The sequence below is a fragment of the Bacillus sp. SIMBA_005 genome (assembly GCF_046535585.1).
Taxonomy (GTDB): domain Bacteria; phylum Bacillota; class Bacilli; order Bacillales; family Bacillaceae; genus Bacillus; species Bacillus pumilus.
The window spans coordinates 30695-57047 of the sequence record NZ_JAWRWI010000011.1; the positions used below are offsets into that span (position 1 = coordinate 30695).

22 protein-coding genes and 1 riboswitch are annotated in these 26353 nt (G+C 42.8%); of the genes, 2 read left to right on the forward strand and 20 right to left on the reverse strand.

All coding sequences use genetic code 11. The features are described 5' to 3' along the window. Nucleotides 1–94: 94 nt before the first annotated feature. The 15 genes from SB660_RS17010 to zapA all read right to left on the reverse strand — a co-directional run bounded on the left by SB660_RS17010 (nt 95) and on the right by zapA (nt 16994). The gene (locus SB660_RS17010; RefSeq protein ID WP_061409010.1) at nt 95–1324 is read right to left on the reverse strand and encodes an aspartate kinase; all 1230 of its coding nucleotides are present in this window, start codon (nt 1322–1324) and stop codon (nt 95–97) included. 141 nt (nt 1325–1465) lie between these two features. Further along, a riboswitch (Lysine riboswitch) is annotated at nt 1466–1643 on the reverse strand. A 63-nt stretch (nt 1644–1706) separates the two neighbouring features. Continuing rightward, nucleotides 1707–3479, reverse strand: a complete 1773-nt coding sequence (gene uvrC, locus SB660_RS17015) for an excinuclease ABC subunit UvrC (RefSeq protein ID WP_410583475.1) — start codon at nt 3477–3479, stop codon at nt 1707–1709. A 139-nt stretch (nt 3480–3618) separates the two neighbouring features. Continuing rightward, nucleotides 3619–3933: a thioredoxin gene (gene trxA, locus SB660_RS17020; protein ID WP_007501629.1), complete on the reverse strand. Its 315-nt coding sequence runs from the start codon at nt 3931–3933 to the stop codon at nt 3619–3621. A 245-nt stretch (nt 3934–4178) separates the two neighbouring features. Next, nucleotides 4179–5657, reverse strand: a complete 1479-nt coding sequence (locus SB660_RS17025) for an alpha-N-arabinofuranosidase (protein ID WP_410583477.1) — start codon at nt 5655–5657, stop codon at nt 4179–4181. A gap of 75 nt (nt 5658–5732) precedes the next feature. Beyond that, complete coding sequence (locus SB660_RS17030; RefSeq protein ID WP_410583479.1) at nt 5733–6710, reverse strand: electron transfer flavoprotein subunit alpha/FixB family protein; 978 nt, start codon at nt 6708–6710, stop codon at nt 5733–5735. Between the two features lie 44 nt (nt 6711–6754). Continuing rightward, nucleotides 6755–7528, reverse strand: a complete 774-nt coding sequence (locus SB660_RS17035) for an electron transfer flavoprotein subunit beta/FixA family protein (RefSeq protein WP_410583481.1) — start codon at nt 7526–7528, stop codon at nt 6755–6757. A 31-nt stretch (nt 7529–7559) separates the two neighbouring features. Continuing rightward, nucleotides 7560–8339 (reverse strand): enoyl-CoA hydratase, encoded by a 780-nt coding sequence (locus tag SB660_RS17040; protein WP_180310401.1) that lies wholly within the window; start codon nt 8337–8339, stop codon nt 7560–7562. A gap of 26 nt (nt 8340–8365) precedes the next feature. Then, on the reverse strand, nt 8366–8950 hold the full coding sequence (gene fadR / locus SB660_RS17045) for a fatty acid metabolism transcriptional regulator FadR (RefSeq protein ID WP_003216590.1): 585 nt from the start codon (nt 8948–8950) through the stop codon (nt 8366–8368). A gap of 167 nt (nt 8951–9117) precedes the next feature. Beyond that, complete coding sequence (locus SB660_RS17050) at nt 9118–10839, reverse strand: AMP-binding protein (protein ID WP_410583483.1); 1722 nt, start codon at nt 10837–10839, stop codon at nt 9118–9120. 101 nt (nt 10840–10940) lie between these two features. Next, nucleotides 10941–11396, reverse strand: a complete 456-nt coding sequence (locus SB660_RS17055; protein ID WP_058015119.1) for an immunity 63 family protein — start codon at nt 11394–11396, stop codon at nt 10941–10943. A 165-nt stretch (nt 11397–11561) separates the two neighbouring features. After that, nucleotides 11562–11966, reverse strand: coding sequence for a DUF350 domain-containing protein (locus tag SB660_RS17060; RefSeq protein ID WP_007501637.1), 405 nt, complete (start codon nt 11964–11966; stop codon nt 11562–11564). A 14-nt stretch (nt 11967–11980) separates the two neighbouring features. Next, the gene (locus tag SB660_RS17065; protein ID WP_410583498.1) at nt 11981–14338 is read right to left on the reverse strand and encodes an endonuclease MutS2; all 2358 of its coding nucleotides are present in this window, start codon (nt 14336–14338) and stop codon (nt 11981–11983) included. Between the two features lie 21 nt (nt 14339–14359). Continuing rightward, nucleotides 14360–16072 (reverse strand): DNA polymerase/3'-5' exonuclease PolX, encoded by a 1713-nt coding sequence (polX, locus tag SB660_RS17070; RefSeq protein WP_061409019.1) that lies wholly within the window; start codon nt 16070–16072, stop codon nt 14360–14362. A gap of 114 nt (nt 16073–16186) precedes the next feature. Then, on the reverse strand, nt 16187–16720 hold the full coding sequence (locus SB660_RS17075) for a CvpA family protein (RefSeq protein WP_180310399.1): 534 nt from the start codon (nt 16718–16720) through the stop codon (nt 16187–16189). Between the two features lie 7 nt (nt 16721–16727). After that, nucleotides 16728–16994 carry a cell division protein ZapA gene (zapA, locus tag SB660_RS17080; RefSeq protein WP_058015117.1) on the reverse strand — a complete coding sequence of 89 codons (267 nt, stop codon included), beginning with the start codon at nt 16992–16994 and terminating at the stop codon, nt 16728–16730. Between the two features lie 134 nt (nt 16995–17128). Between zapA and rnhC the strand changes: the two genes are divergently transcribed. Further along, nucleotides 17129–18052, forward strand: a complete 924-nt coding sequence (gene rnhC / locus SB660_RS17085; protein WP_081042328.1) for a ribonuclease HIII — start codon at nt 17129–17131, stop codon at nt 18050–18052. Nucleotides 18053–18090: 38 nt separating this feature from the next. On the opposite strand, the gene pheT is transcribed toward rnhC, so the two are convergent. The 3 genes from pheT to SB660_RS17100 form a co-directional block, all read right to left on the reverse strand. Further along, complete coding sequence (gene pheT, locus SB660_RS17090; protein WP_410583486.1) at nt 18091–20505, reverse strand: phenylalanine--tRNA ligase subunit beta; 2415 nt, start codon at nt 20503–20505, stop codon at nt 18091–18093. A 15-nt stretch (nt 20506–20520) separates the two neighbouring features. Next, the gene (gene pheS, locus SB660_RS17095) at nt 20521–21555 is read right to left on the reverse strand and encodes a phenylalanine--tRNA ligase subunit alpha (RefSeq protein WP_044139943.1); all 1035 of its coding nucleotides are present in this window, start codon (nt 21553–21555) and stop codon (nt 20521–20523) included. A gap of 377 nt (nt 21556–21932) precedes the next feature. Then, nucleotides 21933–22676, reverse strand: a complete 744-nt coding sequence (locus SB660_RS17100; RefSeq protein WP_410583488.1) for a TrmH family RNA methyltransferase — start codon at nt 22674–22676, stop codon at nt 21933–21935. 113 nt (nt 22677–22789) lie between these two features. On the opposite strand from SB660_RS17100, the gene sspI reads away from it, so the two are divergent. After that, complete coding sequence (sspI, locus tag SB660_RS17105) at nt 22790–23011, forward strand: small acid-soluble spore protein SspI (RefSeq protein WP_003216243.1); 222 nt, start codon at nt 22790–22792, stop codon at nt 23009–23011. Between the two features lie 41 nt (nt 23012–23052). On the opposite strand, the gene cstA is transcribed toward sspI, so the two are convergent. Beyond that, a complete protein-coding gene (gene cstA / locus SB660_RS17110) occupies nt 23053–24849 on the reverse strand; it encodes a carbon starvation protein CstA (protein ID WP_410583490.1) in 1797 nt (598 codons plus the stop codon). A gap of 353 nt (nt 24850–25202) precedes the next feature. Then, nucleotides 25203–26291 (reverse strand): M42 family metallopeptidase, encoded by a 1089-nt coding sequence (locus SB660_RS17115; protein ID WP_050943605.1) that lies wholly within the window; start codon nt 26289–26291, stop codon nt 25203–25205. Between the last annotated feature and the right edge of the window lie 62 nt (nt 26292–26353).

A 26353-nucleotide genomic window follows, 5' to 3' on the forward strand; every position in this document is an offset into this window, starting at 1 on the left:
CTCTTCTATCATAGCATACTTAGTGAATGGGTTTGCGGAGGTTTCGAATATAAAAAAGAGGTGCACTCTTTCATGAGATACACCTCCCGCCTTTTTAAGAATGCGCAGCTACCTTTGATAAATCAAACGCATCATGCAATGCTTCAACTGCTTTGACCATATCGTCTCGGCCAACCACTGTTGAGACTTTAATTTCAGACGTACTGACCATTTTCACTTGGATGTCTTTTTCTGCTAACACAGCAAACATTTCAGCGGCTACGCCTGGATTTGAAACCATACCAGATCCAACGATGGATACTTTGGCTAATTTGCTTTCTGTCTCGATCTGTTCGTAGCCGAGTGCTCCTTTATATTCTTCTAACACTTCAACTGTTTTAGACAAATCATCCGTTTTCACAGAGAAAGAGATCGACGTCTGATTGGTGCTTGTGACAGACTGAATGATGATATCGACATTGATATTTTGCTTCGCAAGTGTCGTAAAGATGGTCGACAATGTGGTAAGACCGCTTGAAAGACCGCACACCGTCACGCGTGTAATCTGATCCTCAAATGCAATGCCTCTGACGACTAAATTTTGTTCCATGGATGATTCCTCCTCAATTAACGTACCCGATTCATTTTCAATACTAGAACGGACTTCTAGCGGGACTTGATAATTTTTCGCAAATTCGACAGCTCTCGGATGCAAGACACCAGCTCCTAAATTAGCCAGCTCTAGCATCTCATCATATGAAATACCTGCAAGTTTCCGCGCGGCCGGTACATAACGCGGATCTGTCGTAAACACACCTGGTACATCTGTGTAAATATCACATTTATCCGCTTTTAGTGCAGCAGCAAGTGCCACAGCTGTTGTATCTGATCCACCGCGTCCAAGCGTTGTGATATGCAAATCATCTGCAATTCCTTGGAAGCCAGCCACAACCACCACTTTCCCAGCACTTAATTCCTCTTTTATTCTTGATTCATCAATATCGACGATTCTTGCGTTACCATGTACTTGCTCTGTTTTCATACCAGCCTGCCAGCCTGTAAAGGAAATGGCATCATAGCCTTTTGCTTGCAGCGCCATCGTTAATAAGGAAATGGTCACTTGCTCTCCAGTTGCGAGCAGCATATCCATTTCTCTTTTGCTCGGATGATCTGTGAGTTCTTTCGCTAGGTCTACTAGAACATCCGTTGATTTACCCATTGCCGACACAACCACAACCACATCATGTCCGGCCTCGCGTTCAGCGATGACCCTTTCTGCAGCATTGCGAATTTTTTCTGTCGATCCAACAGACGTTCCGCCAAATTTTTGTACAATTAGTCCCATGTCTACCACCCTTTTTCAAAAGATCACGTGTGAGAGAAGAGGCAAGAAGCGGCTTTGGAGACTGCCTGCTCACTGCAAATAAAAAAAGCAATGAGAGAACAGATCTCCCATTGCTTTATAATCATCATCAAACGATGCAAACAATGAGATAGCCCTCCAAGAAATAAATTCTTGACAGCCCTACATTTCTTCAATGTACAGCCAGCGAATAAAATGAGTGGATTTTATTCACTTCGGCGACGCTCCCCTTTCAGCCCTCTTCCTAGATCCCATCGATCTCTGAAGGCTTACTCTTGAAGTTCGCACCTCTATCTTCAACAAACAACACGTTCATTTATTAAATTTAGTCACAATTTTAACAGACTTTTGGAAAAAGTACAATCTATTTTTTAAAAGCTTCCATTAAAAGCTCGGCCGTTTGTTTCGGGATGCCAGCCTCCTGAAATTCTTGGATAGAGGCTTCTTTCATCTTTTTGACAGAGCCGAAATGTTTAAGAAGCTGTTTTTTACGCTTTTCTCCGATACCTGGCACATCGTCTAAAATAGATTGAAATGCATTTTTTCCTCGCAGCTGCCGGTGAAAGCTAATCGCGAACCGGTGCACTTCATCTTGAATGCGCTGCAATAAATAGAAGGCCTGGCTATTCCGCTCCAGTGCAACAATTTCCAGTGTATCGCCCATCATCAGATTCGACGTCCTGTGCTTTTCATCTTTTACTAGACCTGCTACTGGAACAGACAGATTCAATTCATTTTCAAGCACATCTATCGCTGCATTGATCTGTCCCTTTCCTCCGTCAATTAAAATCAAATCTGGCAGCGGAAGCTCATCCTTTAACACGCGGGTATATCGCCTTCTAATGACTTCACGCATCGATGCATAATCATCTGGACCTGTGACGGTTTTAATTTTGTATTTTCGGTATTCCTTTTTATACGGCTTCCCGTCCTGAAAGACGACCATGGCAGAAACCGGGTCTGCACCTTGAATATTCGAGTTATCAAATGCCTCAATCCGGTAAGGCATATAAATATTCAGCGCATCTCCAAGCTGCTTCACTGCACCAATGGACCGCTCTTCATCACGCTCAATGAGCGAAAATTTTTCTTTCAAGGCGATTTTAGCATTTTGATGGGCAAGTAAAAGCAAATCCTTTTTCTTTCCTTTTTTCGGCTGATGAACGTTCGTCTCAAGCAATTGTTCAATCATCTCTTGATCTACGCTATCTGGCACCAGAATTTCCTTCGGCAGAAAGTGATTGTTCTTTTCATAAAATTGCCCCATAAACGTGAGAAACTCTTCCTCAGGGTCTTGATACATAGGAAACAGGCTGACATCGCGTTCAATCAATTTTCCTTGCCTGATGAAGAAGACTTGGACACACATCCAGCCCTTGTCATAGGCATAGGCAAAAACATCTCGATCTGATAAATCGCTCATCGTCATTTTCTGCTTTTCCATCGTAGAGTCGATATATGCGATTTGATCTCTCAATTCTTTTGCGCGTTCGAACTCTAATTGTTCGGCGGCTTCTTCCATCTTTTCGGTAAGTTCCTTTTTGATTTGCTGATGTCCTCCGTTTAGAAACCTTATGATTTCGTCCACGAGCTGCTTATTCGTTTCTTCAGAAATGTCATACACACATGGCGCGAGACATTGTCCAAGATGATAATATAAACAGACGCGATCAGGGAGGGTGGCACATTTTCTGAGAGGATATAAACGGTCGAGCAGCTTTTTCGTTTCACGTGCTGCCTGTACATTCGGGTATGGTCCGAAATATTTCCCTTTGTCCTTTTTCACATGACGGGTGACGATCAATTTAGGATGTCGTTCATTCGTAATTTTAATAAAAGGATACGTTTTGTCATCCTTGAGCATGACATTGTATTTTGGGTCGTATTTTTTGATTAAATTTAGCTCTAAAATGAGTGCCTCGATATTAGAAGAGGTGACAATGTATTCAAAGTCCTCAATTTCACTGACAAGACGCTGCGTTTTGGCGTCATGAGATCCAGTGAAATAAGAGCGTACTCTATTTTTTAAGACCTTTGCCTTCCCCACATAAATGACTGTATTTTGTCGATCTTTCATTAAATAGCAGCCTGGTTGATCTGGCAAGACCGATAGCTTTTCTTTGATCAGTTTGTTCATATTTTCATCCGTCCTTGTTTTCCTCTTTCACTCCTTCTAGTGTATCACGAACATTTGTTTTATACCATATTGAAAGAAAAGCGGCTCTCGTCTTTACGAGAACCGCTTCAGTGAGTATGCCGCTAGGGCATAGACAGGTTTATAGATGTTTGTTAACAAGCTCAGCAAGTGCTTCTTTTGGTTTGAAACCAACAGAAGTTTCTACCACTTCACCGTCTTTTAAGACAAGAAGTGTTGGGATACTCATCACGCCGTATTTACCAGCAGTTTCTTGGTTATCATCTACATCAATTTTTACAATTTTCATTTTATCGCCCATTTCTTGATCAAGTTCTTCAAGAACTGGAGCAATCATTTTACAAGGTCCGCACCATGGTGCCCAAAAGTCCGCAAGAACAACACCTTCTGCAGTTTCTTGTGAAAATGTTGCGTCAGTAGCTTTTACGATTGCCATTATTCATTCCTCCAATGTAAATTATGCTTTTTAGTATAGCATCTACCAATGTGACTTGCGAATGAAATGCTTACGAATCATTTTTTATGAAATGAATTAAAAAACAAACCGTATAATCGCACCAATGACAACAATTGCACCGATAATCATGAGAATCGTTCTAAGCATATAAATAACTCCCTTTCCGCTTCGTTTACAATGTATGATGCCCCAACATCCTCCTCATCAAACATCTAAATATGCGATCAAGCCAGATCGATCGTGATCATCACCACAGACATTGGCGGCAGATCTATGGTCAACTCACCGGATTTTACAGCAAATTGCTGAAACTCTGCTGGCTGGACAGCATGAGGATCATCAAATGTGTTGTGCGCATTCATGCGATCTGCTGTCAGCACACGGCCTGTAACTTTCGTTTCTGCATCCAAACCTTCAATGGCAAGGGATACTTCGTTTTGTTCATGCGGATTCAGGTGACAAAAGCTAATATGCATCTTATCGGACGAACGCGAAGCTGACACACTAACCTGAGGTATTTTTTCACCGCTTCGTTCATAAGGTGTTGACACGAATTCCACTTCAAGTGCTTCCTCCTCTTGATGCACTTGAAACATGTGAAACACATGATAAGTAGGCGTCAGAAGCATCTTTTCGTCTTTCGTTAACACCATTGCTTGCAGAACATTGACCGTCTGGGCAATATTCGCCATATGAATCCGCTGGCAATGACGGTGAAAGATATGAAAATGAAGGGCACAAACAAGTGCATCTCTTAGTGTGTTTTGCTGATACAAAAATCCTGGATTCGTACCTGGTTCTGGGTCATACCATGTTCCCCATTCATCAATGATCATCCCGATTCGCTTGTCTGGATCATAACGATCCATAATCTCTCCATGATCCACGACAAGCCGTTCCATCTCATAGGCTTTTTTCAATGTGATAAACCATTCATCTTCATCAAATTCAGTCGCTGACCCTTTCTTCTCCCACGTACCAGGTACGGTGTAGTAATGCAAACTGAGTCCATCCATCCAAGGTGCGGCCCGCTCCATTAATACTTTTGTCCAATTCACATCATTTGAATTGGCGCCGCATGCAATTTTGTATATGGTCTGACCTGCAAACTCTCTTACATACGTTTGATAACGTTTATATAGATCTGCATAGTATTCAGGCGTCATATTCCCGCCGCAGCCCCAGCTTTCGTTGCCTACACCAACATAGGTCAGGTCCCAAGGGTCTTGTTTTCCATTTTGAATGCGCCAATCAGACATAGGTGTTCCCTTTGGAAATGTGATGTACTCGACCCAGTCTGCTAATTCTTGAACAGTCCCACTTCCCACATTTCCGCAAATATAAGGCTCACATTCAAGCAGCTCACACAATTTCATAAACTCATGCGTACCAAATGCATTGGATTCAACGGTACCACCCCAATGAGTGTTCACCATCGGCTTTCGTTCGCTCATATCTCCCACACCATTTGCCCAATGATACTCGTCTGCGAAGCAGCCGCCCGGCCACCTAAGCACCGGAATATGTAGTGCTTGAAGGGCTTTTAGCACATCGGTACGAATCCCCTCAATATGATCAATCTCAGAATCTTTTCCGACCCAAATCCCGTCATAAATCCCTCTTCCTAAATGCTCTTGAAAATGTCCATAGATGTGTTTAGAAATACGTCCGATCACGTCATTGACTTTTACTTTCCCCTTCACTTGTCAACCGCTCCTTTGTGTATTGATTACATACAAAAAAACCCAGAATACCTAGGCATTCTGAGTGTATGAGCGTTACGAGTGGATATTCATCTTTTTTAACTCTTCATTCAAAAGCGGTACCACTTCGAACAAATCACCGACGATTCCGTAATCGGCAATTTTGAAGATCTCGGCTTCTGGGTCTTTGTTAATCGCCACAATGACTTTACTGTTAGACATTCCGGCTAAATGCTGAATCGCCCCTGATATCCCGCATGCAATATAGAGATCAGGTGTGACGACCTTGCCTGTTTGCCCAATTTGCAGGGCATAATCACAGTAGTCTGCGTCACAGGCGCCACGCGAGGCACCGACTGCTGCGCCCAGCGTCTCAGCGAGTTCATTCAGCGGTTCAAACCCTTCCTTACTCTTGACCCCGCGTCCCCCGGCAACAATGACCTTTGCTTCAGATAAATCTACACCTTCTGACGTTTTTTTAATGACTTCCTTCACGATCGTTCGCAGGTTCTGAATATCGACAGAAACCGGTGTAATGTCTCCGCTTCGTGAGGCATCCCGCTCAAGAGGTGCCACGTTGTTTGGGCGTATGGTTGCCAAAAGCAGACGATCTGTTGAAATCACCTTTTCGAAGGCTTTTCCAGAGTAAATCGGTCTTGTGAAAACAAGATGTTCTCCGGTAACGCTTACATCAATTGCATCTGAAATTAGACCAGTTTGCAAGCGTGCAGCTATTTTCGGCGACAAGTCTTTTCCGATAGACGTATGTCCAAAGAGGACCGCATCTGGGTCAACCTGATCTAATATGGCTTGAAGTGCCTGCATAAAACCATCTGACGTATAATATGAAAGGTGCGGATGTTCCACAATCATGACATGATCCGCTCCATAGTAAAGCGGTTCATTCGCTTGGTCTTTGACGTCATCCCCTATTAACACGCCAATGACTTCACCGCCATCTGCCACTTGATGAGCGGCAGCAATGGCTTCAAATGTCACATTTCTTAATTTACCGTCACGACTTTCTCCAAGTACAACAACTTTTTTACTCATCTTTCAAGTTCCCCCTTGTTCTCGTGATATCGTAAAGTGGATGTTTAGATGACCTTTGCTTCATTTCTTAGTAAATCTGTCAGTTCTTTGACTTGATCCTGAAGCTCACCGCTCAGCACCTTGCCACCCTCTTTTTTCTCCGGTAAGAAACGTTCAATTGTTTTGATTTTATATGGGACATCATCTTCATCGAGATCTAAATCATCAAGTTCCAACTCTTCTAAAGGCTTTTTCTTTGCCTTCATAATGCCAGGTAATGATGGATAGCGAGGCTCATTGAGACCTTGCTGCGCAGTGACGACAAGCGGAAGCTCAGCAGAAATGACTTCCACATCACCTTCTGCATCTCGTTCAATCGAAGCAGAGCCGCCGTCAATTTGAATACTTGTGATGGTTGTGACATATGAAAACCCAAGTAATTCAGCAAGACGCGGGGCAACCTGACCAGAGCCCCCGTCAATTGCCACATTCCCTGCTAAGATCAAGGAAGCCTCTTTGTCTTTTAAATAATGGTAAAGAATCGTAGAAGCTGAATATTGATCCCACTCTTCTAAGTCGTCTCCCACATTTAATAAAACGGCTTGATCGCAGCCCATAGCAAGCGCTGTTCTCAGCTGCTTTTCCGCATCCTCACTGCCAACTGTCACAACGGTCACTTCTCCCCCGTGCTCGTCGCGAAGCTGGATCGCTTCTTCTATGGCGTACTCGTCATAAGGATTAATAATGAACTCTGCCCCATCTTCTTGAATTGCACCAGACTGAATGGAAATCTTCTCTTCCGTGTCAAACGTACGCTTCATCAAAACAAATATATTCATTCATTTCTCCCCCTTGTGTCGTTTGAATCCCTTATTCCCCTTTAAAATTCGGTTTGCGTTTTTCAATAAAGGCTTGGATGCCTTCTTTGGCGTCATTCGATTGGAAAATTTCACCGAACTTTTTGGCTTCTAGCTTCATACCGCCATCATATGAATACAATTTTGTCGCATTCAATAAATCCAGCACATACTCGAGTGATTTTGGACTTTTCGTTGCAAATTTTAATGCAAGTGTTTTGGCTGCTTCGAGCGCCTCTTCCTCTGTTTCTGCCAGCTTTGACACAAGTCCACAGGCGAATGCTTCTTCACCTGTAATCGGTTCAGCTGTACCCATCATTTCCAGCGCTTTAGCAGAACCAACATAGCGCGGCAGGCGCTGCGTACCGCCGAACCCTGGAATGATACCTAGGTTTAGTTCAGGCAGTCCAAGCTTCGCATCTTTTGTTGCGATTCGGATATCACAAGACATAGCAAGCTCAAGACCCCCGCCTAATGCAGCTCCGTGAATTGAAGCAATGACCGGTTTTGGACATTGTTCAATCCGCTCAAAGACCTGCTGCCCTCTGTCTGCAAGACTTGAATAATCAGACTCTTCCTGTAACGTCGTAAATTCCTTAATATCAGCACCTGCTGAGAAAAATCTTCCTTCTCCGTGGATCACAATGGCTCTTACTTCTTCATTTTGTTCGAGCTGTTCAAACATGTCATTAAGCTCTGCGAGCAGCTGAGAAGATAAGGCGTTTGCTGGTGGATGCTGAATCGTGATAAGTGCTGTCTGCCTTTCATGATGTAAGCTGAGTATCTTTTCCATGTCAATCATCCTTTTTCAAAATGTCTTTAAGATTGATGTATTCCGTTTAAGAGTAGATCACGTACGTTTTCTGCGAGTGCAGGAAGATCATATTTTTGATCATTCATGACCCATGTTGTAGCGGTTTCATCAATCGTCCCAAATACCATTTGTCTCGCTAAGCGGACATCTAGATTTTGTCTAAATTCTCCTGTTTTCTTTCCTTCTGCTAAAATGGATTCGAGCATATTTAAATACCCTTTCAGCACCTCATTGATTTTTTGCCGCAGCTCAAGGTTTGACTGCCTGAGTTCAAGCTGTGTCACAAGAGCCAAATGATGATTTTGCGCAAGCATACGAAAATGCTCCTCAATGAGTAGTAGAAGCTTTTCTTTCGCCGACGGTTTCTTTTGAATATCTGTTTCCATCCGTTCGATGAATTGTCCCATTTTTTCTTTGAACAATGAGATCAAAATATCCTCTTTATTTTTGAAATAAAGATAAATGGTTCCGTCTGCTACCCCTGCTTGTTTCGCAATCTTTGACACTTGTGATTGGTGATAGCCATTCTCTGCAATCACCACAACTGCTGCATCAATAATTTGCATGTACTTCGGTCTTTTCTGCTTCAATGTGCTTCGTCCCTTTCTGGATTGAATGAGTATTCATTCATAACTTTATGTTAAAAAGAAACGGGCGATTTGTCAAGTAATCTTCTTCTTTCTTTTCAACCTTTAGCATAACAGACCAGACGGTCAACATTCAAATCATCCGGCCGGTAGACCGGATGATGCAGCCGTTATGTTTTCGGTTGATCGGCAGGCGTTTCAGATGATGAAGCGTGCTTTCTTTTCTCTTCTTCAATTAATACTCTGCGCAAAATCTTCCCGACGGCTGTTTTAGGCAGTGATTCTTTAAATTCGTACACGCGCGGTACTTTAAATGAGGCAATTCTCGTCCTGACAAAGCGATCAAGTTCGTCCTCTGTTAAGTAGGCATTCTTTTTCGGTACAATAAATGCTTTCACTGTTTCTCCTCTGTACGGATCTGGAATACCTGCCACGACGACTTCTTGTACAAGCTCATGCTCATAAAGAGCTTCTTCGACTTCTCTTGGGTAAATATTATAGCCGCTCGCAATGATGACATCTTTTTTCCGATCGACGATATAGAAAAAACCGTCCTCATCCATATACCCTATATCTCCGGTGAAAAACCAGCCATCTCGTAATACAGCCTCTGTCTCCTCTGGCTGATTCCAGTATCCTTTCATGATCTGAGGGCCTTTAACAATAATTTCTCCATGCTCATATGGTTCTTTCAGGCCTCCGGTTTCCTCGCAAAAAATACCGGCATCTGTATTAGGCCAAGGACAGCCAATGCTGCCTGTTTTGTTCGCTCCCCATAAAAAGTTAGAATGAGTCACAGGTGAGGTTTCTGAAAGTCCATACCCCTCCACTAAGCGTCCTCCGGTTAATTTTTCAAAGCTTTGTTTGACTTCAAGAGGAAGTGCCGCTGAGCCGCTTAGACATGCAGTGATGGACGACAGGTCATACTTTTCAATGTTCGGATGATGCAGCAAGGCGATATACATGGTTGGAGCGCCTGGAAATAGCGTCGGCTTCTGTTTTTCAATGGTTTTGAGGGTATCAGCGACATCAAAGCGTGGAAGAAGAATCATTTGATGTCCTTCTTTGACAGCAAGATTTAAGACGGTCGTCATTCCGTAGACATGAAAAAACGGAATGATGCCGAGGATGCGTTCTTTCCCCCTGTTTGTTTTATACATCCAGGAAGCGCACATTTCAGTATTCGCTAAAATATTTTCATGTGTGAGCATGACCCCTTTTGGTAAACCGGTCGTTCCGCCTGTATATTGCAAAACAGCGATATCCTCTTTCGGATCAAAGGCAAGTGCGGGTATCTGCTGTTCACCTTCCGATTCTTTCATAATCTGCACGAAGTGATGAATGGTGTCATTTTTCTCGACTTGGATGACCATTTTATTTTTTCTTCTTTGCACAATAGGAAACAGTATGTTTTTCGGGAATGGTAAATAATCTTGTAGTTTGGTAACGATTAAGTGCTCCACACTTGTCAGCGCTTTCATTTTATAAGCCTTTGGATACAACAGATCAAGCGTGATCAGCACTTTGGCGCCGCTGTCTTCCATTTGGTATGCCAGTTCTTTCTCCGTATAAAGCGGGTTTGTTTGAACAACGATGCCGCCTGCTATTAAAACAGCATAATAAGAAATGACCGATTGAGGACAGTTCGGCAGCATGATCGCTACTCTGTCGCCTTTTTTCACGCCAATTTTCATCAGATGACTGGCTAGTTTCAATACGTCTTCTTGCAGCTGTTCATAGGTGATGTTCTTTCCTAGAAAATGAATGGCTGTATGCTCAGGTGCAGCCTCTGCGGAGCTGAATAAGTAAGATTGTAATGTTTCGTTTGGGATGGTGAGTTCGTGGGGAATTTGATTCGGGTAATGCAGAAGCCAACGTTTATCTGACTGCATAAAAACCCTCCTTCCTGAACTTTCGTACTATTATATTATAGCAAACTTTTCCTTAGGGCAGTTTGCTTTTTTCTAATAGAGCTTGGTTCAATTGCACATGTTTACTTTTTCGCCGGTGTTTCGATAGAAGCTCTTTTTCCTTCATGATGCCACTGTTCATATAAACCGCCGATGGCACGAAATGATTCGTTCACTCTATCCACGATCTGTTGATGGATACTCGGATCATTCGGTAAATGCGTCTGGATGTTGTCGACTTGATGCTTTTTCATCATGTCGATGTAAACCGTGAGAAAAATGGTATCTTCTAAAATCCAGTAAATGACTTCATCTGCCACTTTTGTTCTTTTATGCAGCATTTGAATTCCTCGTTCATATTGAATGAGGATATAACCACTCGAATCGATTTGAATATAGGGACTCAAATCATCAAAAAATCCTGACGTTTGAAATGGACGTGCCATATACGGTTCGTATATGTCTCTTGGAAGGGATGTCATTTGAAGACAAGTATCAATGCGCTTGATCAGTTCGTCTTGTTGCAGAATGTGCTTCATGTCATTCGCCGCCTTTGATGAGATAAAAGCTGCCAAGGGATTCCCTGACAGCTTTCTAACGTTGTTTTTTTTCATTTCTCACAGGAACAGATAAACGGCACCAATGACTGCAAAAGTGCAGGCAACTACGATTAATACTTTTGCTAGCTTTTCCATGTCGTCTCCTTAAATGCCGGCTGCGACTACGTAAGACAGCCCAACTGAAATGATGAGTGAAATAAACCCGACCGCTCTATTATCATTTTCAATCTCTTTGTCTACTTTAAAACGCGGTGTTAAAAATTCAAAAATGAAATAGCTGACAAGCAGCATCACAAAGCCGTATACGCCCCATCCAACCATTTGAAGAAGGGAATTGTGCTGTGCGATTGAATGCTGAAACACATTCGCAATCCCAAAGATCTTCCCGCCTGTTGCCATGGCAACAGCTAAGTTCCCCCGCTGGATCTCTTCCCAGTTCTTATAAGAAGTGACGAGTTCAAAAATGGTTAGAAATAAGACGAGACATAGGACGGCCACACTATAATAGGCGGCAATTTCCACAAGTTCATTTTCCCAAAAGGCTTTCATGCGTTTTCTCCTTTTTACTTTAATTCGACGATGGTGACGCCTGATCCTCCCTCACCTTGTTCGCCAAAACGAGCATTTTTCACACTTCGGTGCTGTTTCAATAATTCCTGAACCCCTTTTCTAAGGGCGCCAGTTCCTTTACCGTGAATAATAGACACGCGAGGATAACCAGCTAATACAGCATCATCTAAATATTTTTCGACTCTGCTTAAGGCATTTTCATAACGCTCGCCTCTTAAATCGAGTTCAAGCGAGACATGATAATCTTTCCCTTTGACTGCCGTGATGGCTTTTTCTTGCTTAAATTCAGGTGCTGATTTGATAAATTCCATGTCTTTTTCTTTTACCTTCATTTTTAGAATGCCCATTTGGACACTCCATTCTTTGTCGCCTGTTTGTTCAAGCAGTGTTCCTTTTTGTCCGAAGGTAAGCACTTTGACTTCGTCGCCTGACTTCAGCTGTCTTACTGCTTTTTTCGCTGGCTCTGGCTTCTTCTTCCTGTCAAACTCAGGAACAGCTTCTTCAAGACGCTTTCGCGCATCGATGAGTTCATGCTCTTTGAATGAGCGGTGTTCACTTTTTATCGAACGGAGCTCTTGAATGATATCTTCTGCTTCTTTTGATGCTTGATCAATTTTCTCTTTCGCTTTCTGTTCAGCTTCTTCAAGCAGTTTGTCTTTTTGCTCATTCCATTCAAGAATTTGTCTTTGCAATTCTTTATGAAGCTTTTCTGCTTCTTTTCTATAGACTTCTGTCTCATGCAGTTCTTCTTCTGCTTGTTTCTTGCTATCTTCTAATGAAGCAATCATTTGGTCTACTTCATTATGCTCTGCATGCATATCCGCTTTTGCCCGGTCTATGAGGTGATCTGGCAAACCAAGACGCTTTGAAATTTCAAATGCGTTACTTCGACCAGGCACACCGATGAGCAGGCGGTACGTTGGTGATAAGGTTTCGATATCAAACTCCACGCTTGCATTCGTGACGCCTTCCCGGTTATACCCATATGCCTTCAGCTCGGGGTAATGAGTCGTTGCAATGACACGTGCATTTGTTTGATGCACTTCATCTAATATGCTCATCGCAAGTGCCGCACCTTCAGCTGGGTCTGTTCCTGCCCCTAATTCATCAAATAAAACGAGAGAGTTAGAAGTCAAATGCTTTAAGATATCGACAATATTGACCATATGAGATGAGAACGTACTCAAGCTTTGTTCGATGGATTGTTCGTCTCCAATATCAGCAAAAACTTGGTCGAACACAGCCACTTCAGAGCCTTCTTCAACTGGAATATGGAGGCCCGCCTGTGTCATCAGCGTCAATAGACCCAGCGTTTTTAAGGTAACGGTCTTTCCCCCTGTATTTGGTCCAGTGATCACGATTGTTGAAAAATCTTTACCGAGCTCAATATCATTTGCGACAACTTGATCCCGAGGCAATAGAGGATGTCTTGCTCGTTTTAAATAGATTTCTCCTTGATCATTCACAGCAGGTTTTGTGGCTTTTTCTGCCTTTGCATATTTAGCTTTAGCAAAAATAAAATCTAGCGTTTGCAGCTCCTTTACATTGTGAAGCAGTTCCCCAATGTGCTCTGACACACTCTCTGTCAGCATTTGCAGGATCTTTTCAACCTCTTGCTTCTCTTTTAAACGGGTTTGCTGCAAGGTATTATTTACATCCACGACCACTTGCGGCTCAATAAAAAGGGTTGCCCCTGATGAAGACTGGTCATGAACAATGCCGCCGTAATTCGAGCGGTACTCTTGTTTCACAGGAATAACAAACCGGTCATTACGAATGGTGACAATTGTGTCTGACAGCATTTTCGAAGCCGATTGTGAACGAATCATCGCTTCTAATTTATCACGGACCTTTGATTCTAGTGAGCGTAATTGAATGCGCAATGAACGAAGTGCTGGGGTTGCATGATCAAGTACTTCTCCATTATCACCAATACAGCTTTCGATTTCTTTTCTGATTTCAGGCAGTAATATGAGCGACTCAGCATATGTATGAAGACGCGGTATGTCTACTCCATCATCATACATGGACGCGAGAAAGTGCTTCATATTTTTCACCGCATATAATAGTCCTGCGATTTCCATCAGCTCAGAAGGGCTTAATGTACTTCCGATTTCTGCCCGTTTCACTGCGCGTCTAATATCTGTTAACCCGCCAAATGGCGCCGATCCCTTTAATCGGATCACATCTTGCGCTTCTGCTACCTCTTCCAGCAAATGCTGAATGGTTTCTATATCCGTCAGAGGTGTTAAATCCTGCGCTCTTTCTTTTCCTAATGTGGATGCGGTATAGGACATCACTTTTTCTTTTACTTTATGAAATTCTAATGATGCTAACACTTTTTGTTGCAGCATGGTCCAGCCTCCTAACGACTACCTGTCACGCGTTAAAAACTTTTTGATCTCGTTTAGAGTAAAAGTATTCACGACATTTGCTTTTGGTGTCCAGCCCTTTCTTGCAGCTGTTACACCGACTTCCATATGTTCCAGCATGGCGATGTTGTGCGCATCTGTATTGATCATGATGTTCACACCCGCTTCATTTGCTTTGATTAAATGCTCTGTTTTCAAATCAAGTCTTGACGGATTGCTGTTGAGTTCAAGTGCAGTGCCTGTTTTCTTCGCAAGTTCTATGAGCTGATCTATATTTAAGGCATAGCCATCCCGTCTGCCGATCAAACGGCCTGTTGGATGTGCAATTAAATCGACATGCTGATTACGCAAGGCATTTTCAAGGCGTTCCATAATGACTTCTTCCGGCTGAGAGAAGCTAGAATGAATAGACGCAATGACAAAATCCATGTCTTTTAAAAAGTCATCATCATAATCTAACGATCCATCCGGAAGGATATCCATTTCGACCCCTTTGAAAATGTGAAAATGCTCGAATTCCTGATTAAGCTTATCAATTTCTTTTGCTTGCAGGCGCAAACGTTCTTTTGTTAAGCCGTTTGCTACTTTTAAATATTGCGAGTGGTCTGTAATCGCCATGTATTCATAGCCTTTTGCGATACATGCTTCCGCCATTTCACGAATAGAGAAGGCTCCGTCACTCCATGTCGAGTGCATATGAAGGTCGCCTTTGATATCTTTCAGTTCTACAAACTGCATACTTTCTTTATACGTATCAATCTCTGCTCCGGTTTCACGAATTTCTGGAGGAATGAGCGGAAGTTGAAAATGTGCATAAAAAGCGCTTTCGTCTTCAAACGTTTTTACATCTCCAGTTTCAATCGTTTCCACACCATATTCGCTAATGCGCTCTCCGCGTTCCTTTGCAAGCTGACGCATTCGAATATTGTGATCTTTTGAGCCAGTGAAATGGTGCAGCGTAGTTGCGAATTGGTCTTCTGTCACAAGCCGGAAGTCGACACTGATCTCAAAATCAAGGGCAAGCACAACAGATACCTTCGTATCACCGCTTGCGATCACATCTTTCACATCATCAAGTGCAACGAGCTGCTCTCTGACTTGCTCAGGATTGTCTGTTGCAATGATATAATCTAAATCTTTGACGGTTTCGCGAGCACGTCTTAAGCTGCCAGCTCTTGAAAAACGGATGATACCTTTCATCTCTTCAAGCGCGTGATCAATCCGCTCTGCCACATCTAATGCAAATCCAATTGGCAGTCGTTCCGGCTGCTTTCCTGCTTCCTCAAGAGCTGCGAGAATCTTTTCTTCTGTTTTTTTGCCGAAGCCAGCAAGCGCTTGTACCTTTTCCGTTTCGCATGCTTCTTTTAGAGACTGTGCATCATGGACGCCAAGCTCTTGGTAAAGCTTAGCGATCTTCTTCCCGCCGAGTCCTGGCAATTTCAAAAGCGGGACAAGTCCTTCAGGCACTTCTTTTTTTAATTGTTCGAGTGTTTCTGATTGTCCTTTTTCGATATACTCAGTGATCACAGCAAAGGTTCCTTTTCCAATGCCGGGTAATGCTAATAGATCATCTATTTGAGAAAGGCTGCGGTCATCTTGTTCCAGTGCCGCTGCTGCTTTACGAAAGGCAGAAATTTTAAAAGGATTATCTCCTTTTAGCTCCATATATACTGCAATTGTTTCAAGAAGTTTGATAATATCTTTTTTATTCATCTCTCATCCTCCAGCCGCTTTGGCATCTTCCTTTATAAATATACAAACTTTTCCTTCATCCTACAACTTTCTGTCATGGAATGAGAAAAAACTTCTCCAAGAAAGGAGAAGTTTTTAAACTCCATACGTCGTCCATAAGTCTTTGATAAGACCGGACAGATAAGGGGTGTTGCTTACGATCGCATCTGCTAATATGGATTTACTCAACATTGTTTGCAGTGCATCGACTGGAAGTAATGCAGCGACAAACAAGAGAATAAATACAAATAGATAGGTTTCAAGAAATCCTAAAACACCGCCAAGCAGTTTGTTGACCTGCTTAATCACAGGTATACTTGCAATGGTTGTGAGCAATCCGCCAATGATGGCGAGCAGGATTTTGGTCAAGATAAACAGAATGATAAACGCAATGGTATTATAATAAGCTGTTTCTAGATTCCCACTAAAGAAAGCGAGCTGCGCTTGACCGCCGCTAAAATTAGGTGCTGGAATCCACGTAAGCTGTGGTGCAAGTGACTGATAAAACATGGAAGCCACTAAGATAGAAACAACAAAGCTGATCAATTTAATAAATTGAAGAATAAACCCGCGTTTTAGACCGACAAGCGTTCCCATAAGAAGCAAAAACAAAATGATGATATCGATCACGGTAATTTCATTCCTTTTCTCTAAGCTGATTCTCTAGTTTTTCGTATTGCTCTTTTAATTTCAAGTAGTCGTGGACGACATTGACTGCTGTCAGTACAGCTAATTTGTTTATATCAAGGTATGGGTTTTTTTCATTTATTTCTCTCATTTTATCATCAACAATTGAAGCAACGTGTCGCATATGCATCTTCGTTTCTTGACCGATGATCGTAAAGGACTGTCCGTAAATCTCAACTGTTGTTTTTGTTGTTTTCGTTTTACCGCCGTCAGACAACGTTTCTCCTCCATTCCACGAGAATCCTAGTCTCTATCATAACATGTTTAGACATTGAATGGAAAGACGAGCCCTTCCCTGTTATGGTACACTTTAGAAATCAATGATATCAAGGTAAAAAGGAGTTATCCACTGTGCCCCAATCCGTCTTAAAAGCAACATCAGAAGACCTTAAAAAGATGAAGAGCGCGTATGCGCACCACTTAACTGATACGTTACCACCAGGCGCCCTTTTTCAAGCAAAGGTTCCTGGCTGTACGATTACAGCCTATCGATCTGGAAAAGTGCTGTTTCAAGGTCAAAAGGCAGAAGCTGAAGCCAGTCAATTCAGCCATTTACAAACTGCTGATCCGAAAAGTCCAAAAGCACCTGCTGTCACAAAATATAGTCCGCCGTCAGGGATTGCTTCTATGTCCGTCATCGGTTCAGATGAAGTAGGAACAGGTGATTATTTTGGACCGATAACGGTCTGTGCCGCCTATGTTGATTCAAGCAAGCTTGCTCTCATGAAAGAGCTTGGCGTAAAAGACTCAAAAGGCCTAAAAGACCCGCAAATTATCAACATTGCCAAAGATCTCATCAAAACCATTCCGTTCAGCCTTCTTGTACTCCGAAATGAAAAGTACAATGCGATGCAGGAAAAGGGCATGAGCCAAGGAAAAATGAAGGCGCTCCTTCACAACCAAGTCATCACCTCTGTGCTGGAGAAATTAGATGGGAAACAGCCTGAAGCTATTTTAATTGACCAATTTGCAGAACCGGGTATTTATTTCAAGCATCTTGCTGGAAAAAAAATTATTCGGGAACGGACGTACTTTAGCACAAAAGCAGAAGGCATTCATTTGTCAGTTGCTGCGGCTTCCATTATTGCAAGGTACGCTTTTTTAATTGAAATGGATAAGTTATCTAAAGCAGCAGGGTTTGACATTCCAAAAGGAGCCGGCCCTCATGTAGACAAGGCGGCTGCAAAGCTCATCAAGCTGCACGGCGAAGAGGCTTTACGTCAATTTACAAAACTGCATTTTGCCAACACACAAAAAGCAAAAAAATGGTTATAAAAAAGAGCTAGGCCCATATGGCCTTAGCTCTTTTTTCTTTAACCGCGCAAGACGGCTTGATACGTATCTTCTAATGCTTTCAATACTTTCGTATGAACTGCGGTGACTTCTTCCTCTGTCAAAGTTTGTTCCGGATTTAAATATTGGAGAGAGAATGCAACAGATTTCTTGCCTTCTTCCATGTGTTCACCTTCATACACGTCAAAGACGGATAGATCAGTCAGTAAATCCCCGCCTGCCTCATAGATGACACGCTCCAGCTGTCCGCTTGAGATATGCTGATCTACAACAAGTGCAATATCTCTTGTCACAGCAGGGAATCTCGGAATCGCTGTATATTTCATATCCTTCGATTCCGACGTCATCACATCTGTTAAATCAAACTCGAAGACATATGTTTCTTTTAAATCTAATTCCTTTTCAATGACTGGATGAAGTGCAGCAACAAACCCAATGACTTTTCCATTTAAATGAACATCTGCTGTCCGACCTGGGTGAAGACCTTCACGCTCTGCTTGAACATATGTGATTTGGTCTGATACACCAAGCTTTTCAAATAGACCTTCTGCAATTCCTTTCGCTACATAAAAATCGACAGCTTTTTTCTCGCCCTGCCAAAGATTTTTATGCCATAAACCTGTCAGCGCACCAGCGACATGTTCTTTTTCCACCGGTTTTGCCCCTTCAGCTTCTGCTAAGAACACAGAACCCGTTTCATAAAAACCAAAGGAATCAGCTTGTCTTGCCAAGTTATATGCAACTGAATCAAGTAAGTTTGGCAGAAGACTTTGTCTGAGCACACTTCGTTCCTCACTCATTGGCAGGGAAAGTCTTGTTTTATAAGCTGGATTCAATGCAAAGGCAGTAGACTTATGCTGATTTGTCAATGAATACGTGATCGCTTGAGAAAGACCTGCGCCTTCTAAGAAACGTCTCACCTTTCTGCGCTTCACTTGATATGGCGTGAGACCGCCAACTGTACCAGCTGTCGCAGGCAGTGTAGATGGGATATTATCATATCCGTATAATCTCGCAACTTCTTCAATCAGATCTTCTTCAATCGTGATATCCATTCTGCGAGAAGGAACCGTTACGACAAGAACGTCATTTGATTCGCCTACTGTAAAGCCCAGTTTTTTGAAAATTTGAATCATATCTTCTTTTGAAATGCTCATGCCAAGCACCTTGTTCACACGCTCAGTAGATACGTGGATGACATTCATATTTATTTCAAGGTGGTTTTCCTCCACAGTCTCGCTTAGCACTTCACCACCAGCATAGATGCTGATCAATTGCGCTGCTCTTTCGGCTGCAGATTTCGTACGCTGCGGATCAAGTCCTTTTTCAAATCGTGTGCTTGATTCACTGCGAAGCCCTAAGTCTCTAGATGCTTGACGGACTGTTTGACCGTTGAAATATGCCGCTTCTAAAAGAATTGTTGTCGTTTCATCACGCACTTCTGATTCAAGACCGCCCATGACGCCTGCGACAGCGTGCGCTTTCGTTCCGTTTGTGATCACAAGATGCTTTGATGAAAGTGTACGCTCTTGCTCATCAAGTGTTTGAATGCTTTCGCTATCAGTCGCTTTACGTACGACCACTTGCTTTGAACCAAAGCGGTCATAATCAAACGCATGAAGCGGTTGACCATATTCAAGCAGTACAAAGTTCGTAATATCGACGACGTTGTTAATTGGGCGAATGCCTGCATTCATCAATCTTGTTTGAATCCAAAGCGGTGCTGGTCCAATCTTTACATTTTTAATGACCTTCGCTGCATAAAGTGGATTCGCTTCTTGATCTTCAATTTTCACCGAAATATAGTCTGCTGCTTTTTCTGAAGACGTGTCATGTGCTGTATCAGGAAGTTTGGTGTCTTTCCCTAAGATGGCTGCAACCTCATAGGCGACACCTAGCATATTCAGAGCATCCGCACGGTTTGGTGTTAAGCCAAGCTCAAGTACTGCATCGTCTAATTGAAGTGCCTGAAGGGCATCATCCCCGGGTTTGACGTCATTTGGGAAAACAAAAATACCTTCTGCATATTCCTTTGGTACGAGTTTGCTTTCGACACCTAATTCTTGCAGAGAACAAATCATGCCATGAGACTCTTCGCCGCGCAGCTTTGCTTTTTTAATTTTAAAGTTCCCAGGAAGGACTGCGCCAACCGTTGCGACAGCCACATATTGACCTTTATCCACATTCGGAGCCCCGCAAATAATTTGAACCGGTTCGTCTTCTCCGATATCCACGAGACATTTATTTAACTTGTCGGCATTCGGGTGCTGTTCTCGCTCCACGACGTGTCCAACGACAACTCCTTTAATGCCTTCGCCTTTATATTCAACGGCTTCCACTTCAATTCCGCTTCTTGTGATTTTCTCTGCTAATTCATCCGGCTGAATGCCTTCTAAATCGACATAGTCTTCTAACCATTTATATGAAACAAACATGTTGATTTCCTCCTCTTAGTCCTGCTTGAATTGCTTTGTGAATCTAATATCATTTGTGTAGAAATGGCGAATATCATCAATGCCGTATTTGAGCATTGCAATCCGTTCAACACCCATTCCAAAAGCAAAACCTTGGTAAGTTTCTGGATCAAATCCGCTCATTTTCAGAACATTTGGATGAACCATCCCAGCTCCTAAAATTTCAATCCAGCCTGTTCCTTTACATACAGAACAGCCTTTTCCTCCGCATTTAAAGCAGGACACATCCACTTCGACAGATGGTTCTGTGAATGGGAAAAAGCTTGGACGCAGTCTAATTTCACGATCTTCACCAAACATTTTTCTTGCGACTGTCTCAAGCGTACCTTTTAGATCACTCATGCTAATATTGTGATCGACAACAAGCCCTTCAATCTGCATGAATTGATGTGAATGAGTCGCGTCATCGCTGTCTCGTCTATATACTTTCCCAGGGCAGATGATCTTCACAGGACCTTGTCCTTTATATTTTTCAAGTGTACGTGCTTGAACTGGTGACGTTTGTGTTCTGAGCAGTGTATCCTCGGTAATATAGAAGCTGTCCTGCATATCACGTGCCGGATGCTCCTTTGGAAGATTCAGCGCCTCAAAGTTATAATAATCCGTTTCTACCTCAGGACCCTCCTCAACGGTATAGCCCATGCCAATAAATAAATCTTCAATATCTTCGACAACAATCGTTAATGGATGTCTTGCCCCTATTTTGATTGGGCTTGCTGGCAATGTAACATCGATCGTTTGAGACGCAAGTTTCTTCTTCACTTCTTCTTTTTCCAGCTGCTCATTTTTTTCAGCAATGGCACCAGCAATCTGCTCTCTCACTTCGTTTGCGAGTGCGCCCATTTTCGGTCTTTCTTCTGCGGAGAGCTTGCCCATTCCGCGGAGTACTTCTGTGATCGGTCCTTTTTTCCCTAAATATTGAACACGAATGTCATTGACTTCTTTGAGCGAGCTAGCTGCTTCAACCTTCGCTATCGCTTCTAATTCAAGCTGTTTTAACGTTTCTTGCATGAGTGTAATCCTCCTTTTGATATACAAAACCGCCTGGATAAACGGCTGTTTGATCGTTTGAAGACAATAAAAAAACCCGACCCCTCTAGAAAAGAAGGGACGAGTTGTGGTCGCGGTACCACCCTTGTTAAGCACAAATACATGTGCGAATAAGCTTCATTGACATAACGGAATCAAACGAATCCGGTTCACCTTTACGCAAAGCTTGCGGTCCCGGTGACAACTCCAGAGGTGAATTCCTGTTTCAGCATTCCTTAAATGCACTTTCAGTCTACGATGCATTCTCCCTATAAGGCTGCTCCTTGAAACAATCTTCCTCTATCATGGTTTTTAAAATATTAGTTTCATTATAGTGAAAATGAGCGCATGTTGCAACACTATCCACGCAAATGATAAACAAGTACAGCCGCTGCAACAGCCACATTTAATGATTCTGCCTGGCCATACATTGGCACATATAAATTGTGGTCTGTCATTTGCAGAATCTCTGGGTTTATACCCGCTCCTTCATTGCCAACAATCAATGCAAACGGACCTTCTGCCGTTACGCTTCTATACGCATTCGCATTGTTTAGCGCACTTCCGTATACAGGAATGCCTTGCTCCTTACATGCTGGTATGGTCTGCTGAAGGCTTTGCTTTAAAATTGGCAGGTGGAAATGCGACCCTTGTGCGGAACGGAGCGTTTTTCCGTTATATGCATCAACTGTTCCATCGCCTAAGATCACAGCATCAAGACCAGCGGCATCTGCTGTCCGAATGAGTGTGCCTAAATTCCCTGGGTCCTGCACTGCATCTAACAGAAGAAGTCGTTCATACTTCTTTTCTTCAAATACAGGAACTGTACAAACTGCCGCGATGTGCTGAGGCGTTTCCGTTTCGGTCATGGCAGAAAAGGCTTCCTCGCTCAGTTCATAAAGCTCAATGTCAGGATCGATATGAGAAGGAAGCTTATCAGGCGATGTGACCATTAATTCTTTCACAACCCCGCTCTTCAATGCTTCTTCTACTAAGTGGATTCCCTCCACGAGAAACAGCCCCATTTTCGTTCGTTCTTTTTTTGTATGGAGCTTTTTCCACTGTTTAATGTTTGTGTTTTTTGCTGATTCTATATATTTCAAGCGACTTTAACTCCTTTAAATATCATGAATTTATTATATCTCATGCACACTACATAATAAACCTGTCTTTGAGACAGAATAGGGCTATTACCATCAAAAAAGGAGTGTGGGCAATGGATTTTAATTTAAGAGGCGCAGTCATTCAAAACATCACTGGCCATAATCAAGAGCAGCTTGAGCATACGATTTTAGATGCCATTCAAAGCGGTGAGGAAAAAATGCTGCCAGGTCTTGGCGTGTTGTTCGAAGTGCTATGGCAAGAAGCATCAGAAAACGAGAAAAACGAGATTCTTGAAACATTAGAGCAAGGCTTAAAGCCTCATCAGCAGCAATAAAAAAAGCCGGTTTGCTATCATAAGCAAACCGGCTTTTTCATTTAGCCAGTGATCGGTGTTTCCATCCGAAGCGCTGGATCACGCCAAATGTCGACCCATTTTTTAATTGCAAACACAATAATCACAAATCCTAAGATCAGCATAATGATCGACAGCACCGCATTCAGCACGCTGTAACCTGATGCCGCGGGATTAAGGTATACATTTGCTACCATCCAATAGCCCGCATAATTCACTGTCACATATAAGTAAGCAAGTGGAATTAAACAAGTCAGCATATATCGCCTTTTATCTGCAATTTTTAATACAACGGTTGCTCCGATAATGAGACCGACCGATGCCATTAATTGGTTTGACACCCCAAACAGCGCCCAAATCGACCCGATGTCTCCAGAGTACAGCAAGTACCCCCACATAAAACAAGCAAGCGCACTTGCGAACACTGACCCAGGGACCCAGTCATTTCGTTTAAGCGGTTTATAAGCTTCACCAAAGAAGTCTTGAATTAAATAGCGTGCCACACGTGTCCCTGCATCAATAGCGGTTAAAATAAAGACAGCTTCAAACATAATGACGAATTGGAAGAAATAAGACGCCAAATGACCAAAGAACGGAATTCCCGTAAAGATATACGCCATTCCTACAGCTAATGTCACAGCTCCACCTGTTCTTCCTTCTAAATCAAGACCAATTTCCTTACTCAGCTGCGGAAGGTTCTCGACACTCATCCCAAGTGTTCTGAAAACTTCTGGCGTACTGTTGATCGCAAAATAATCGCCTGGATGAAGAGCCGTAGCGGCAATTAACGCCATAATTCCAACTAGACATTCTACTAGCATTGCGCCAAACGCGACAGGCTTCATATCACTCCAGCGGTCAAGCATCTTAGGCGTTGTCCCAGATCCAACAAATGCGTGGAAACCAGATATGGCACCGCAAGCAATGGTAATTGAAATAAAAGGCCAGACAGGACCAGCTAAAACAGGACCTCCTCCATTCACAAACTCCGTAAAGGCTGGGAATTGAATTGTTGGATTGACGACAAAGATTCCAGCAATCAAGGCGATAAAAACACCTATTTTCATAAAGCTGCTTAAATAGTCCCTCGGTGCAAGCAGCAGCCATACCGGCAATGCCGCAGCAAAAAAAGCATAGATCGGCAGAGCAAGGGCAAGCGTTTTTGTATCAAGTGTTAAAAGCTCGCCAAGTGCCGTGCCTTGAATATTCGGCCCAAGGAATACACCAACCATCAGCAAAATAAATCCCGCAGTTGTGGCTAGTTTTAAATTGCCTGTCTTTTTATAATAAAGACCAACTCCCATCGCAATTGGAATCGTGATTCCGACTGCAAATGTCCCCCAAGGGTTACGTTCTAATGCATGAAGCACCACCATAGACAAACCTGCCATTGTGATCGTAATGATAAACAGCATCGCAAGCCCTGTACAAAATCCTGCGACAGGTCCCAGCTCTTCCTTCGCTACCTCTGATAACGATTTCCCCTTTTTTCGCATCGACGCAAATAAGACGACAAGATCATGTACAGCTCCGCCAATCACTGCGCCAATTAACAGCCAAAGGAGACCCGGTAAATACCCGAATTGTGCAGCTAAAATCGGCCCCACTAACGGACCGGCAGCTGCAATCGCAGCAAAGTGATGCCCAAATGTGACCCATTTATTAGTTGGTACATAATCTTTCCCGTCCTCTAATGTGTGAGCAGGTGTAGGATGATCGTCTGTCACCTTTAAGACCTTGACCATCATAAATGTGCCATAAAGACGATAGGCAATCGCTAAAATACACATAGATGCTATGACAATTGTAACCGCATTCATTTAACCATCCCCTTTGCACAAACAATTTGTTACAAATATAACATAAATTGATTGATTTTTCTTTCTTTTAAAACCGAGTTGACAAATGTGAATAATCTGTTTATTCTTGAGGTAGCTTCACCTACTTCCATAAACTCTCTTTTGACAGGGCATTCTTTAGGCTCTGTCCTTTTTATTGCTTTCATCTTACAAAAATAAAAGCCAGATCACATGTGCCTTATTCACTAGAATATTTTTTCTTCTTCTGTCAAAAACAGTTCTTTTGACGTAATGAAAAAACAGCGTTCATTTCCTGGGAAATTCAAAGAAATAAAAAAAAGCCCTTCCCCTATACTGAGGAAAGGCATTCTTACTTAAGAACCGTACGTGATCTGTTCAACCGTTTTTTGATCAAGTCTTTTGATCACTTCTGTTAAAAGCTTCACTGCATTTTCATAATCATCTCGGTGAATCATCGCTGCATGGGTATGAATATATCTGCTTGGTATCCCGATTGATAGTGATGGCACACCATGACCAGTTAAATGGATGCCGCCAGCATCTGTCCCGCCGCCAGGCATGGAGTCATATTGGTAAGGGATGTTCAATTCATCCGCTGTTTGGACAACAAAATCTCGAAGCCCTTTATGAGATACCATCGAAGCATCAAATACAACAATCGTTGGCCCTTTGCCAAGTTTGCTTGTTGCTTCTTTTTCAGTAATGCCCGGCGTGTCTCCTGCTACACCAACATCAATGGCAAACCCTATATCAGGCTGGATTGTAGCCGCTGCTGTTTTGGCCCCGCGCAGGCCAACTTCCTCCTGTACAGTTGCAACACTGTAAGCAATATTCTCATGCTGAGTATTGTGTAAGTTCTTCATGACATCAATCGCTACTGCACAGCCGATACGGTTGTCCCATGCTTTTGCAAGGAGCATTTTTTCATCATTCATCACTGTAAACTCAAAATAAGGGACGATTTGATCTCCAGGCAGAACGCCCCATTCCATTGCCTGTTCTTTGCTTGATGCACCGATATCAATAAACATATCTGTAATCTCAATCGATTTTTTTCGAGCTTCAGGTGACAAGACGTGCGGCGGCTTTGAGCCAATCACACCTGTAATGTCTCCCTTTTTCGTTACAATGGTCACACGCTGCGCGAGCATGACCTGTGACCACCATCCGCCGACAGTTTGGAAGCGAATGTAGCCCTTGTCATCAATTTTTGTCACCATGAATCCTACTTCATCTAAGTGACCAGCGAGCATAATTTTAGGTCCGTTTGCGTTTCCTTCCTTTTTAGCGATTAAGCTGCCAAGGCGGTCACTAGAGACTTCATCTGCATATGATTCTATGTATGTCTGCATGACTTTTTTGACATCACGTTCATTTCCTGGAATCCCTTTTGCATCCGTTAGGTCTTTCAGCATAGTTAATGTTTGATCTAGCTTCGTCATTCCATATATCCTCCTTTATCTTCATGGTGCATTCTTATTATACAAAACCTCTTTCGTTCAAT

Bases quoted from the DNA above. Each gene is read 5' to 3' on its own strand.
- SB660_RS17010 (WP_061409010.1), bottom strand. From the start codon at position 1,324: ATGGGACTAATTGTACAAAAATTTGGCGGAACGTCTGTTGGATCGACA.
- cstA (WP_410583490.1), bottom strand. From the start codon at position 24,849: ATGAATGCGGTTACAATTGTCATAGCATCTATGTGTATTTTAGCGATT.
- SB660_RS17060 (WP_007501637.1), bottom strand. From the start codon at position 11,966: ATGAAAGCCTTTTGGGAAAATGAACTTGTGGAAATTGCCGCCTATTAT.
- SB660_RS17055 (WP_058015119.1), bottom strand. From the start codon at position 11,396: ATGAAGCACATTCTGCAACAAGACGAACTGATCAAGCGCATTGATACT.
- SB660_RS17030 (WP_410583479.1), bottom strand. From the start codon at position 6,710: ATGAGTAAAAAAGTTGTTGTACTTGGAGAAAGTCGTGACGGTAAATTA.
- sspI (WP_003216243.1), top strand. From the start codon at position 22,790: ATGGATTTTAATTTAAGAGGCGCAGTCATTCAAAACATCACTGGCCAT.
- SB660_RS17040 (WP_180310401.1), bottom strand. From the start codon at position 8,339: ATGGAAAAGATACTCAGCTTACATCATGAAAGGCAGACAGCACTTATC.
- SB660_RS17115 (WP_050943605.1), bottom strand. From the start codon at position 26,291: ATGACGAAGCTAGATCAAACATTAACTATGCTGAAAGACCTAACGGAT.
- pheS (WP_044139943.1), bottom strand. From the start codon at position 21,555: ATGCAAGAAACGTTAAAACAGCTTGAATTAGAAGCGATAGCGAAGGTT.
- SB660_RS17035 (WP_410583481.1), bottom strand. From the start codon at position 7,528: ATGAATATATTTGTTTTGATGAAGCGTACGTTTGACACGGAAGAGAAG.
- SB660_RS17050 (WP_410583483.1), bottom strand. From the start codon at position 10,839: ATGCAGTCAGATAAACGTTGGCTTCTGCATTACCCGAATCAAATTCCC.
- trxA (WP_007501629.1), bottom strand. From the start codon at position 3,933: ATGGCAATCGTAAAAGCTACTGACGCAACATTTTCACAAGAAACTGCA.
- pheT (WP_410583486.1), bottom strand. From the start codon at position 20,505: ATGTTTGTTTCATATAAATGGTTAGAAGACTATGTCGATTTAGAAGGC.
- uvrC (WP_410583475.1), bottom strand. From the start codon at position 3,479: ATGAACAAACTGATCAAAGAAAAGCTATCGGTCTTGCCAGATCAACCA.
- polX (WP_061409019.1), bottom strand. From the start codon at position 16,072: ATGAATAAAAAAGATATTATCAAACTTCTTGAAACAATTGCAGTATAT.